Source organism: Niallia endozanthoxylica (genome assembly GCF_008710145.1).
Classification (GTDB): Bacteria; Bacillota; Bacilli; order Bacillales; family Cytobacillaceae; genus Bacillus_BD; species Bacillus_BD endozanthoxylica.
In genome coordinates, this window is sequence record NZ_VYKL01000041.1 from 1 (window position 1) to 12,798 (window position 12,798).

The window sequence follows — 12,798 nt, forward strand, 5'->3', positions numbered from 1 at the left end:
AAGAACGCCACATTTGTGGCAACGTCTGTGTGACCCACATCCTGTGGGCCCCAACTAACCATCAGTGGGGGATGAAGAAAACCCCACTGATGGTTAGTTTCACTTTATAAATTGGAATTTACTAGAAACCTATTATAGGATACTCCCCCCTATTCTAATCGGAATCCCCCATACCGCTATGCCACACAAAAACACCTGAAGTTCAAAACTTCAGGTGTTTTTCCCGTTAGAAATTACGATTGCTTGACCAATTCCTGGACGCGATTATAATCTTCAATCGAATCAATTTCATAACTGTCGTCTGAATTAATCTTTTGCAAATAGACATTCAAACTTCCTATATTATCTTTTACGATATTGTCCCAGTACAAATCCGCAAAGTCTCCGCCTGTAATAGCTTCTTCCAATTTTCCGACAATGTATTCTCCGTCTTCTTTTGACCAGAAGGAAATCCCGCAAAGAATATAATCCTCGATATCGCTGCAAATTTCAAGGTCATAAATCTTCAAATTCTCATCATACCTGATGACCCATTCATCTTTGAAATCCTTCTTCACTGCACTAAAGTACATCGACCGCTGCGGGTCCGGCAAAAGAAAGTTTCGGGTTAAATAATTATCGGCGTCAATCACGTAGGATCCAGGCAGGTAATCTTTTACCAAATACATCGTATAAATATTGTTATACACATCATACTTATCATTATGAACAAGGGTGACGCCGTATTTTTCTGCCAAATAAGCAAACTTTTCCTGCAGGTACCCTGTAACAACAATGATTTCTTCTACCCCAATTTCCTGCAAATACTCGATTTGGATCTCAAGCATCGGCTTGCCGTTCACCGGAACAAGCGATTTAGGGGTAGTTAAAGTTAAAGGCCTTAATCTAGTACCCATTCCTGCTGCTAATAAAATAGCTTTCATTTAAGCGGTTCTCCTAATCTTACTTGATAATAGTTTTTTAAGTGAAAATTCATCAGGTCCAGCTACCGTCAAAACAGAACCCACCAATATCATAATACTGAATAAGAACATTTTCAACGTAAGCGGGGCGCCAAGGAACACAGCACTCAGAATAATCGCCCAAGCAGAATAAGAAATATTTAAGGCCATCGCACGCGTTGGTCCAATTCTGTAAATCGCACTGTAATAGAATAAATAGGAACCCGTTCCAGCTAATGCAATCACTGCAATAAATAGAATTTCTTTACTCATTAACGCCGTTCCCACCAATGGATAGGCATTCATAAATGGAAGAATGATGACACCATACGTCACAGCTGAAACCAATTGTCTCACCTGCAAGGACTGCTCAGGACTAATCTCATCATCCTTCATTCCATATGCCAGAATGACACATTCCATGCCCCAGCCGAATATCGCTCCAAGAACGAATAGAAATCCGATAATATAGTTGTCAGAAGCAAATTCTCCGCTTGAATAGCCTAATAAGAAAATAAATAAAATACTAATAAACAAGCCAATCCAGTTCTTTAACCTTAATTTATCCTTTAATAATAAGAAGGCCATAAAGGCTCCTACAGCCGGATAAATAGCTGAGAAGGAAGCTGTATAAGAGGCCCCGATATACTTAACAGCTAATACATAGCACGTCATTCCAATCGGTCCGCCGAGTAATGACCCAAGTATAACCCATCTGCCGCTTCTTGTTTTTAATTTTGAAAAAGTCGTCTTCAGCTCGCCGCGGAACAGCATAAACACCATCATCCAAAGAGTGGATAAGAAATCATGTAAAAAGGTGCTAACTAAAGGAGCTAAAAAAATCACTTGTTCACTTGATAAAAATAATGTAGAGGATAACACGATTCCAATTAAAATGGTATCGACTGCCCACAATAGCCCGGACAGAAGTCCAAAATACACACCCTTATTCTTTAACATACAATACGTGCTCCTTTATTAGCGGATTCATTAAATATCTTCTTGCACGATTAAAGCGATCCATTCCATAGGTTCCGAAATCATCACCCTTCGCTTCTTTAATACAAGTCCATATACTCCATAGGAAGTCTTGGAAAATCTTGTTCATAAGCATTCTTTTTTGAATGTCTTCTGGAACTTCATCTGACTCTAAGTACAGCCGTAAGAATAGCTCCTCATCTTCTTCCGAAAAATCACATTCAAGAGAATGAGCAGCCAGATCAAAAATGGGATCATTCATGCCGCCGTATTCCCAGTCAATCAAATAAATCCTATCTTCCCCGCTTTTCACAAAGTTCTCTGCAACTAAGTCGTTATGACATGGTACAAGCTGGAAATCCATTCGTTCATATTGACGTTTTAGCTCCATCACCTGACTTTTCACTTCTTCATACGGCTCGTACATTTTTCCATTTACCTCTTGTAAAAGCTGTTCATATTCAACCATTTTCGCAAATACATCGAATTGATTTTCCATCACAGCTCCTGATTGGTGAAGTTTCTTCAGCGCCGATGTCGTTAAGCGCATATTGTCCTCACGTTTTGCTGTGGTCGGGTTCAATGTTTCCGCATGTGGAATCAACCTAGAGATTTTCACACCTGTTTCTTCATTAAAATAAATCAATTCCGTATCAATTTCTAACTGGCTTGCAAGCATGGAATTTACTTTTTCCTCGGAACGGTTGATCATTTTTTCCGTACCATTTCCAGGCAGACGGAGTACATATTCCTCATTCTTGACCATGACCTTGAAATTCTTATTCGTCATTCCGCCAAACGGTTCAATTTTTTGAATATCCGTTGATGCCACTCCCATGGCTTCAACCAAATGATTTTTAATTTGGTTTTCACGGTATTCCGCTTCTTTTCTTTTTAAAATAGGAAACGTAAGCTTCATCACCTGCTCGTGCTGCTTCATTGTATCTATTTCAGCCCAAACAAGGTTATGGATTTTCAAGTAGCCAATATGGTAATGTCTAGCCACGTCTAAAAGCATATATTCATAGTTCATATATGGATTTTGATTGTTTTCCTTGAACTCTTTCACCATTTCAGCAAAAACTTCATAGGAAATTTTGCTGATGCCGACCATTTCTCCGTCCACACGATTAAATTGATGGATGTCCTTTGAAATTTTGTGTAAATAACCATCCTTAATTTCAACGAACGCCTCATCACCAGAGCCCGTTTCACTCGCAATCAACAAACAGTCCCGCTGTGGATGCGTAATCAGCTGGTTAATCGCACTTTCTTCAATTAATATATCCTCTTCAAACAGCAAAAAGTCATCGGTGATTTTTTCTTCCGCACATGCTAGGGAGGCCATAGAGCCTGTCCATTTATACTTTGGATTTTCAATAAATTGAATATCCGGGAAATCCGCCAGCTCTTCTTCTAAAGCTTCCTTTTGGAACCCTGTCACAATAATACACTTGGAAATTCCATTTCTCTGCAGCAGCTCCAAGTTTCTTCTTAATAGAGACTTTCCCTCTACTACTAGCAAGCCTGCAGGATAATCAAAGTCCTTTCTTTTCCCAGCGGCAAGAATAACAACTGTATCAATTTCCTTATAGGACTGCTGATGAATATTAATCTTCTTTTCTTTAAAAGACTCATACTCGCTTTTTAAAAATTCAATGCCTGTCTCCGTTATGTAATAGCTTGTATTTCTGCCTGATTTCTCACTGAAAACAAAGCCTTTTTCTATTAAATCATTAATTACATAGTTTACTTTACCAATAGACAGTCCGGTGCTGTCAGCTATTTTCTTTTGGCTAACATGATTATTTTTATTGATTACTTCCATGATGCGCAGTAAATGTTCCATACCCGCCTCCAAATAGATTCATTTTTTGAATGCATTATGATTTTACATTTCTTTTACTATACTGTAAACAAAATTTACTTTCTTAATATTTGTCAATCACCAACAAGCACGGTAATTTTTACATTTTTTCACACAAAAAGAGGCTGACCATCATGTGATCAACCTCTCATCCTATTATTTAAACACTGGCACATCAAAATGCAATGTATACCAGCTTAACGAATCATATAGCTTTTTCAAATTATTCACTTGCTTAGCAGCCCAGCCGATATCTGTTGCATATTGATGGGTACCAGGCTTTTTCGGATTCCATCTCATCTCATAGAGCGTGTCCTGTTGATAGGTTGGGTTGTGAATATATCTTTCACCAATATACTTGGCGCCGCCAATGATAGCGGCTTCAGGTGTAAACCAACCGTTTTGGTACGCATATTCTGCACCCAGTCTGATTGGATCCACGTCTCTGGCCTGGATACCAAACATATTATATACAACCTTCGGCTCTACTGGAGCACCGTCAACCGTATCAACTAGAATGCCTCTCGAAAGCTCCGACGTTCCATTCCCTGTTTCCAGTAAAGCATGTGAAATAAGATACAGCTCATTAATATTTTCTTTTAAGCTTGCTTCTACAAATGCTTGAGCTCTGCCGTCAAGAATGCCTTTGCCAGCCAGAACTTTGCGATTCAATTCATCCGCTGAAGCTCCGGTATTTTTCGAGAGTAATAAAAATTGATAATATTCCGCTGAATCAACAGAAAAATTCCTTGGATTCACATAATAAGCCACATCCTCAGGCTTTGCATAACGCCACGCATTGAAGCTGATTTCATACCAATTCCCTAAAACAGACAAAATTTCAACCGTATCACCGGCATTAAGTGTACCAACCACACGGTGCCCCTCACTATTGCCTTCTCGGACATTTAATGGGGATGTCGTCACCGTTCCGACTAATGGGTTCACCGGGTCAAGCTGTATGTAAGCTGAATGTACATAGGTCTTATCCTTGCGATATTTATCCGTTTTCGGCAGCACGGACATTTGTTTGTTAATCATGTCTTGAACGGTCATACTGTATGTAGTGCTTGTCGTAACAGAACCTTTATTTAATGCTCCGTTTATACTAAACTCATAAACTACACCGTTAATAGCGTGTTTGCCAGTCAGCATATTTCCACCATTTGTAAAATAATACCATTTCCCGCCATCTTCAAGCCAGCCGGTATGCATGAATCCATCCTGATGGAAATAGAACCATACGCCGCTTTCACTAACCCAGCCAGTCTGCATCGCACCGGAAGCATTAAATAAATACCAGTGACCCCCAAGCTGCAACCAGCCTCTAGCCATAGAGCCGTCTTCACGTAAATAGTACCAACTATTTGCATCATACACCCAGCCGGTCTTCATCGCACCGCCGCTTTCTAGGTAGTACCATTTCCCTCCGTCAAGCAACCAGCCCGTTTTCATGGCTCCATCACTGCCTAAATAATACCAATCCTTCCCATCTTGAAGCCATCTGTTTTTGACAACACCATCAGCTTCTTGATAGTACCAGTGACTATTTTCGTATTTCCATCCTGTTTCCGCCCCTGCAAAGACAGGCTGAGAAAGGAATAGAATACTAAACAGCACCAGCGTCTGAGTAATCTTTTTCTTCACTCTTTTCTCTCCTTTCAAAAATTTCAAACTCCTATTAATATCGGAAAAAGAAAAACTTTATTAATAGCTAACTAGTAAAAATGAAGCAGCATACGCAGTCATCCTGCTGAACAATATCAGAAGTCCACATGACACTGTACACCGTAAAGCATTCTCAATACAGCTCCCAAATAAGCATGACTAGATTTCACCCGATTGAATCATTACCGTCTATACTTCATAAACAGCACAAAAAAGAGCTGGCCATAGAAAACCAGCTCCTTATCTATCCTTATTGCATGACTCCATCACTTGCAATGGTGTAGCCTTCAATCACTGCATCCTTTGCCATTACACCATCCTCATAGAAGTAGTACCACTGACCATCAATTTGAGTCCAGCCTGCAGCCATAGAGCCGCCGGAGTGAAGATAGTATTTCGTATCATTCCAATCAAGCCAGCCTGTCTGCATGACACCATTTGGATCAAAGTAATACCATGCACCGCTGTCCTGAACCCAGCCTGTTAGTTTATTGCCTTCTTGATCATAATAATACCAATGACCATTAGACTCTGCCCAGCCAGGCTCTGTACTAAGAACGCGTTTCGCTCCATAGTATGTACCGCTCCAGTAAGAGCTTGATAGGGAATCGATTCTGACTCCCTTCGTACTGGAAGCGTGCACAAATTGATTATCACCAATATAAATTCCTGCGTGAGATGGCCCCGATTTATACGTTTGGAAGAATACTAAATCTCCATCTTTTAATTCACTTTTAGAAACTGAATCTCCCACATGATACATTTCTGATGTTGTTCTAGGTAATGTATACCCTGCTTGCTTATATGTATATCCAACAAATCCCGAGCAATCAAACCCGCTTGGTGTTGTACCGCCCCAGCGATAAGGAACGCCTATGTAATCATCTGCTATATCTGAAACAGTTTGACCTGTTGCGGCTTCTGCTGTATTATTTCCTACAATGTTTGCACTGAAGAGTAAAGAACATGATAGTAAAGCGCTGATTAATAACTTCTTCATGTTTTGCCTCCGAACATTTACTAATTTTTTCTATTTACAAAAACTAGTATCTCATAATGAATATCGGAATGAGGTTACAGTTTAATTTAACTTGTGTTACAAAAACATTTCAAAAACGACCATTTTCGACCGAAAGAACTTTGAAAACGTTAATATCTCGACATTCTTTTGAAAGGACATTTTTTAATGAAAGTCTATGTTAACAAATAAGGTTGATAAGTTAGATTTTTGACTCATCCTTGAGAAATGGACATTTCTCACTCCTTTCAGCTGTGCTGAAAGGTAGCTTGGTTATGAAGCGACAGAAGAAAATGAATTTCTCCTGTCGCTTCATAACCATACAGCTTTAGATGAGTCAAAAATCAACAATGTTAATAAACACAGCTGCATTTGTTTTGCAGAAAGAATAATAATATTGTTCTCAGGATTTTTAAACAAAAAAATAGACCCTTTGTTTAGGGCCCTTTCTGTTTCTCTCTATTAATAACAGTCGGAAAATAAGGTTTTCTGAAATTCTTTTAATGCTTCATTTTGTATATATGATTTCGCTTGATACTCTTCACATAATTCCTCTAAGAGCTCTGCTTCCGTATCATTCAGTGAAGGGGTGGTTGATAGAATCCATTCCTTTATCATATCCTTCTGCTTCTCATAATGCTCCATATCCTGTTTAATCAACAGCATAAAAAAATCAATTTTTTCTGGGATTGTCCCTGTTTCAGTCAATTTCATTTTCCCTCCACCCTCCATTTATATTTTGAAAATTCCTTAAAATATTAACCTAATTGTAAACGGATTGAACGCTAATTCGAAGACCCTTTTGCGTTTTTTAACATAAACGTAATCAACTTCGACGCTATTCTGCATTTTTTTCAGGAAACTATTTTCTATCCTTCACTGTACTATATAAATATGAAGAAAATATGACTAAAACGTTATTTTTTTTCAAAAAAAAGACGTCTGATACCAGACATCCTCGTAAGATTATCATTATACAGTCTGTTCCCTCGTATGGCGGGAAAGAACCAGCACGATGAGGAAAAAGATAATTCCAATTGGATTGTTTATAAAAGGATTGATATTCGTTAAAAGCAGGACGCCCATAAAAATTCCCAACAGCGAAATATCGGATGTTTGCAAGGAACCCCCGCGCCTGAAACTGAAGTAATAATTACTATACACAAGAAGACATAGAAATAACCAAAAGGCTAGGCCAATTCCGCCTTGCTCCACTAAAATATCGAGAAAGCTTGTTTCAATCCCGGTGACTCGGCCGGCTATCTCTGTTCCGTAACCTTTCCCCCAGACGAGATATTCAGGATGATCGAGCAGCAGGTCTTTGGAATAGAGGAGATAATCAACCCGAACACTGGCACTTGTATCGTTAATCTCATCCGACCCGGCTTCCACACTGCTTTTTTCAAAACGTTCAAGTGTCATGTATTGATATAAAAAGGGAACCGACACCGTGATAATAAGTAAAATAATTGATTTCTTTACGAGCTGTTTGTTTTGGAAAATAGCTTTTATTTTTCCAGAAAAGCCTTTAACAGGTGTTGACATGATGATGATGTCAATAATCATAATCATAAGTACACTGACCATTAAGGCAAATAAAAAGCCTCTTGTTTCTGACCAAAAGATGGAAATGGGGCATAGAATCAGATTGAGAATATCGACCATTGAAAACTTCTTTGTCAGAACCGCATTCAACGACAGGACAAGACCGACAAACACATAAAAGTGACTTTTATAAAAAACACTGTAGCTCGGTCTGAATAATAAGTCATCACCCATTAAGGAAAGCAGAAACATTTTATAAGGCTGAAAATTGCCACTAAACACCGTTTTCCCAAGCAGCGCAATTAGAACAGTAAACAAAGCCACCGCAAAAGCGCTGTATTTGAGAATAGTTATGATTCTTTGTTTTGAGAACCTTTTTTCCGAAATATAATAAGCAAGCGGGAAAAAAGCAGCGAAAAAGGATACTCGTAAAAAATCAGTGATAATATCAGAAAGAGCATTTCCATTTAAATAACCGATAATGGAACTAATAGCAAACCACCCAATTAATAGATAGATGCCGACTGAAACGGGATTCAAGCGGAAGAACGTGTTTACTTCCAAATTTCGGTATGCTTTTTGGCTTATAATCCGATAGAGAAACGTTAACATTAAGCCTATAAATAAGACTTGGCGAATGGAAAGAAACCCGAAATCAATCAGCCTTCCTCCGCCGCCAACAAAAAGCTCAACAAAAAACACTGTCAGCAATATTTTTTCAAAATTATTCATGAAAAGAAGTCCACTCCCAAATTTTGTCGAAAGTATTTATTTTATCCATGTTACAATTTGTTTTATAATGGAAAATAATATCATTTTCCTGAACTTATTATGACAATTGTTTAAATCAAAATACCTTCAGACCATAATGTGCTACAATAGATAGGATTTAAAATCATATATGGGCTCATGTATCTCTTTCATTAAAAAAGATTCCTCTCTTCCTACCCACTTATTATGTAATATATCTCCCAGAAAGCCTATCTTTTTCCAGATGATTGAGAATTGGCTTATTATATGATGAAATACTAGATTAGCTTGAACATTCAACTTAAAATTATAGCATATCAATGGAAAAATATATATAAACGGTTTTAATTACTAGTTGAAGCTTTTACTTATGGGGATTATAATTTCTTTATGACTATGACAATACTAGACAAATTTTTATAGAGGAGAACTTTAATGGAGAAAAGATCAAGAAGAAAAAAGAAAAGACGCCTGAGATGGAAACGAGTAGTTCTGCTTAGCTTTTTTGCTTTATTTATCCTCGGAGGATTATTCGCCTATAATATTTATGGGGATGTAGCAAGTGCCGTTGACAAAATGACGACGACTCTTGACCGAGAAAAGTCCGATAAGCGTGAAGAAGTGATTGAATTTGATGAGAAAGATCCGGTTTCTATTTTATTAGTCGGTGTTGATGAAAGAGAAGATGATGCCGGACGAACAGACTCCATGTTAGTATTGACAATTAATCCAGAATTAAACTCAACAAAAATAGTAAGTATTCCGCGTGATACTCGTGCTGAATTAGTGGATAAAAGCGATTCAAAACGTGATCGCGTTGACAAAATGAACCATGCTTATGCCTATGGCGGCATTGAAATGACAATGGATTCGATTGAGAACTTTTTAAATATCCCGCTCGATTATTATGTACAAGTAAACATGCAGGGATTCGAGGATATCGTTGATGCCGTTGACGGAATTGATGTATACAATGAGTATGCCTTTGAGTTGGATGGCACCTATTTATCTAAGGGGGAGCATCATTTAAACGGTGAAGAAGCCCTTCAATATGCCAGAATGAGAAAAGAAGATCCAAATGGCGATTTTGGCCGTCAGGAAAGACAACGTGAAGTCATTTCAAAAGTTATCCAAAAAGGGGCATCCTTCTCAACGTTAACCAATTATGATGAAGTGTTGGAAGCCTTATCGGATAACATTAAAACAAATTTAACCATGCAGGAAATTATCGGCATGCAAAAGTCATATAGAACTGCAGCTGACAATATTGAAAAAATGCAAATCGAAGGCACTAACGATTATACCAACGGTGTGTATTATTACATGGTTGAGGATGAAACAAGACAGCAACTATCAGACCAGCTGCGTGAGCACCTAGGATTGGAAACACAAGAGCTTCGTGCAAGCAAAGCAAACACAGAGTTTAACGGGTAAAAGAGAATAAAAGCACACCAATCATTGTAAGTGCATAAAAAGGGGGACTGTCACTCCATCGCTTTAAAGCGATGGGGGACAGTCCCCCAGTTGTTTAACATAATCAAATTCGTCTCGTCGAATTTGCACCCGGATTTTTATCACGCTTCAAAACACCACATTCTGTGGTTTCGCCTGACTAGTACATCCTGTCCGTCGTCGAGCTCGCTCGATAAACTACCTCTAAAAAATCCGTGGCATCCGCCGGAGGTTTAACTTCATTCAGCCATGATTTGAACCCCACTGAATTCAAAGAGCTTTTACATTCAGCCCTTAATTTTAGAAGTGGAGAACTTCTGTACCTGCCGCAAGCTTTCGGTACAAAAAAACATTTGCTGAATGAAGTTAAATTCCATCAATGAAATTGCGGAGAATATTGAGGATTTCTTTATTTCCGCTTTTGAATGGTGCAGGCTTGAAAGTTTCGACTTCTTTCAGTACAACACTCATGTCAGTGTTGTCATCCCAAGAGAGAATGTGTCCAGTTTGGTGGAACTGCCTGACAATTTCAATTTGGTGGTTATCGTTATGTTCACCATATTTCACCAAACGAGGGACCGCAATCATCTTTTTCCCCATCTTCATCCCCATCGTAATCGAACCTGTTCCACCATGAGTAATAATCAAATTCGATTCCCGATATAATTCCGCCATATGTTCGTATGTCGTAAAATCTATAAATTCCATTTGATTTGAGCGATACTTCGTATGACCTGCCTGAACCAAAACCTCTTCCTTTATATTTCCTGCCGAAATTTGCTTGTCTACTTCCTTCAGCAACCGGTCAAACGGAAGCTCGAATGTCCCTAACACTACAAATATCAATAGATTGACCCTCCATGTACTGCCTTAGGATAGTGTTTCTTCATTTCCTTCCACTGGACGATGAATAAATCTGCAATCGGATAGACAAGCTTCCCGGACATCGTAGGGGTTGACGTTTTGGCAAAACTCTCAATAAAAACAACTTTTTTACCAAAAATTTTCGCAATGTAACACATTGGTACGGCCGTATGGGCACCTGTTGTGACAATCACATCCGGTTTTTCCCGCAAGAAATAATAAAGAGATTTAAAGAAGTTATAGCTGATTTTAAAGACATACCGAAATAAGTAATTTCTCGCTCCGTATACTAAAAAAGACATACGATATTGCTTGCTCAAATCCTCAGTGATGATTGATTTCTCCGTAATAATATGGTAATCATACTCTTCAAAAAGAGGCTTTAGCTGCAGCAGCTGCGTTAAGTGTCCTCCTAATGATGAGATGAATAATACTTTTTTTCGTTTTTTCGTTTGGTCTTTCATTACATCCTACCCTCCAGTAGGAAAATAGACTTCTATTACCTGATTAAGCATCCGTTCTTGGTCGTTTTCCTCTGCTTTTTTGAATCCGTTTCTTATTAAGTTTGTACGAGTTTCCTCAGACGATAGTACATGTAAAATCGCCTTTGCCAGTTCCTCTGCATTTTTCACAGGAACGATAACCCCTGCCCCGTCCGAAAGTAAGGCTTTGAGACCGCCCACATTCGTGCCAATGACTGGTGTGCCGCAAGCCATGGCTTCCAATGCCACAAGACCAAAGCCTTCAATATGAGAAGGCAAGACAAGGCAATCAGCTGCACTCATCCATAAAGCTATTTCTGATTGATTTTTTGTTCCGAGAAAGCGAATAGCATTCCCCAGCTGGGCTTGCGTCATTTTTGTCTCCAGCTTTTGCTTAAAACCCGCGTCCTTTTCAGCACCTATGATATATAGATTGACAGGCTGATTTGCTTTGATCAGGCTTATACTGTCAACTAATTCCATAAGACCTTTTTGTTCAAGGAGATTACCGACAAAAAGGATAGATTTTTGATTGGATGAGAGTCCACATGCAGCCTTGGCAGCTGCTTTTTCTTGCGGTTTGAAAACTTGGCGGTTTACTCCCATATTAATAATGGAAACCTTGTTGGAATCCACTTGAAAATGATTCGTGATTTGGTGATGGAGCTCATTTCCGACTGCTATTACATGATCGGCATTATGTAAAATGGTTTGAGTTAAATCATGAAGCCTCTTGCTTTTTTTTGCCATTTTATCGATGTCTCCGCCATGGGCCGTGACAATCAAACGAGTTCTAAATAACTTTTTAAAAAGAAGTCCTAAAAATCCGCTCGGGAAGACATAATGAGCGTGTACCACATGATACGCTTTCCCCTTTGACAGTAACTTGGACATCGTTTGAATCAACCAAGCGGAATACTTTTTGATTACATTTACTTTCCCGCTATTTGGATTCGTGACAGCCAGTACTTCTATATGCAAACCTCTCTTTTTTAAAGCATCGACTTGATTCTTCACAAAAATACCAAAACTTTTATATTTACTAGTAGGATACATATTGGTTATCACGAGAATTTTCTTCTGTTTCATTGCTTTTTCACCATTTGTAACCCTCTTATCCTCTCTAGTCCTTGTATAAAAAGTCGTTTTCTGTCAATTCGTAAAATATATTCACGATTTTTTCACATAAAGCCATTATAACAACTTTTACGAAAGATGAAAATCAAATATCGT

Annotated in this window: 11 protein-coding genes; 1 reads left to right on the forward strand and 10 read right to left on the reverse strand. The window is 38.6% G+C overall.

What is annotated here, in order from left to right; all coding sequences use genetic code 11:
* Nucleotides 1-233 precede the first annotated feature (233 nt).
* The 7 genes from F4V44_RS22705 to F4V44_RS22735 form a co-directional block, all read right to left on the reverse strand.
* The gene (locus F4V44_RS22705) at nt 234-923 is read right to left on the reverse strand and encodes a sugar phosphate nucleotidyltransferase (protein ID WP_150442300.1); all 690 of its coding nucleotides are present in this window, start codon (nt 921-923) and stop codon (nt 234-236) included.
* Entirely contained in the window at nt 924-1,901 is a 978-nt protein-coding gene (locus F4V44_RS22710; RefSeq protein ID WP_150442301.1) for a DMT family transporter, read from the reverse strand. It abuts the gene before it with no gap.
* The gene (locus tag F4V44_RS22715; RefSeq protein WP_150442302.1) at nt 1,888-3,768 is read right to left on the reverse strand and encodes an NTP transferase domain-containing protein; all 1,881 of its coding nucleotides are present in this window, start codon (nt 3,766-3,768) and stop codon (nt 1,888-1,890) included. The genes F4V44_RS22710 and F4V44_RS22715 overlap by 14 nt, the downstream gene beginning before the upstream one ends.
* A 174-nt stretch (nt 3,769-3,942) precedes the next feature.
* Nucleotides 3,943-5,433 (reverse strand): N-acetylglucosaminidase, encoded by a 1,491-nt coding sequence (locus F4V44_RS22720; protein ID WP_150442303.1) that lies wholly within the window; start codon nt 5,431-5,433, stop codon nt 3,943-3,945.
* Between the two features lie 271 nt (nt 5,434-5,704).
* Nucleotides 5,705-6,454: a C40 family peptidase gene (locus tag F4V44_RS28320; RefSeq protein ID WP_150442304.1), complete on the reverse strand. Its 750-nt coding sequence runs from the start codon at nt 6,452-6,454 to the stop codon at nt 5,705-5,707.
* A gap of 480 nt (nt 6,455-6,934) precedes the next feature.
* The gene (locus F4V44_RS22730; protein ID WP_150442305.1) at nt 6,935-7,186 is read right to left on the reverse strand and encodes a hypothetical protein; all 252 of its coding nucleotides are present in this window, start codon (nt 7,184-7,186) and stop codon (nt 6,935-6,937) included.
* Nucleotides 7,187-7,444: 258 nt separating this feature from the next.
* Nucleotides 7,445-8,749, reverse strand: coding sequence for a hypothetical protein (locus F4V44_RS22735; protein WP_150442306.1), 1,305 nt, complete (start codon nt 8,747-8,749; stop codon nt 7,445-7,447).
* 453 nt (nt 8,750-9,202) lie between these two features.
* Here F4V44_RS22735 and F4V44_RS22740 point away from each other — a divergent pair, with 453 nt between their 5' ends.
* Complete coding sequence (locus tag F4V44_RS22740) at nt 9,203-10,201, forward strand: LCP family glycopolymer transferase (protein WP_150442307.1); 999 nt, start codon at nt 9,203-9,205, stop codon at nt 10,199-10,201.
* A 384-nt stretch (nt 10,202-10,585) separates the two neighbouring features.
* Here F4V44_RS22740 and pssE read toward each other — a convergent pair whose 3' ends face one another.
* From pssE to F4V44_RS22755, 3 genes are read right to left on the reverse strand one after another with little or no spacing between them, the layout of a single operon-like run.
* Nucleotides 10,586-11,065 carry a PssE/Cps14G family polysaccharide biosynthesis glycosyltransferase gene (gene pssE / locus F4V44_RS22745; RefSeq protein ID WP_150442308.1) on the reverse strand — a complete coding sequence of 160 codons (480 nt, stop codon included), beginning with the start codon at nt 11,063-11,065 and terminating at the stop codon, nt 10,586-10,588.
* Nucleotides 11,062-11,547, reverse strand: coding sequence for a PssD/Cps14F family polysaccharide biosynthesis glycosyltransferase (gene pssD, locus F4V44_RS22750; RefSeq protein WP_150442309.1), 486 nt, complete (start codon nt 11,545-11,547; stop codon nt 11,062-11,064). The genes pssE and pssD overlap by 4 nt, the downstream gene beginning before the upstream one ends.
* Before the next feature lie 6 nt (nt 11,548-11,553).
* Nucleotides 11,554-12,654, reverse strand: a complete 1,101-nt coding sequence (locus F4V44_RS22755) for a glycosyltransferase (protein WP_223882009.1) — start codon at nt 12,652-12,654, stop codon at nt 11,554-11,556.
* Between the last annotated feature and the right edge of the window lie 144 nt (nt 12,655-12,798).

Coding starts and splice junctions, on each gene's coding strand:
- pssD (WP_150442309.1), bottom strand. CDS start 11,547: ATGAAAGACCAAACGAAAAAACGAAAAAAAGTATTATTCATCTCATCA.
- F4V44_RS22730 (WP_150442305.1), bottom strand. CDS start 7,186: ATGAAATTGACTGAAACAGGGACAATCCCAGAAAAAATTGATTTTTTT.
- F4V44_RS22710 (WP_150442301.1), bottom strand. CDS start 1,901: ATGTTAAAGAATAAGGGTGTGTATTTTGGACTTCTGTCCGGGCTATTG.
- F4V44_RS28320 (WP_150442304.1), bottom strand. CDS start 6,454: ATGAAGAAGTTATTAATCAGCGCTTTACTATCATGTTCTTTACTCTTC.
- F4V44_RS22735 (WP_150442306.1), bottom strand. CDS start 8,749: ATGAATAATTTTGAAAAAATATTGCTGACAGTGTTTTTTGTTGAGCTT.
- F4V44_RS22755 (WP_223882009.1), bottom strand. CDS start 12,654: ATGAAACAGAAGAAAATTCTCGTGATAACCAATATGTATCCTACTAGT.
- F4V44_RS22705 (WP_150442300.1), bottom strand. CDS start 923: ATGAAAGCTATTTTATTAGCAGCAGGAATGGGTACTAGATTAAGGCCT.
- F4V44_RS22740 (WP_150442307.1), top strand. CDS start 9,203: ATGGAGAAAAGATCAAGAAGAAAAAAGAAAAGACGCCTGAGATGGAAA.
- F4V44_RS22715 (WP_150442302.1), bottom strand. CDS start 3,768: ATGGAACATTTACTGCGCATCATGGAAGTAATCAATAAAAATAATCAT.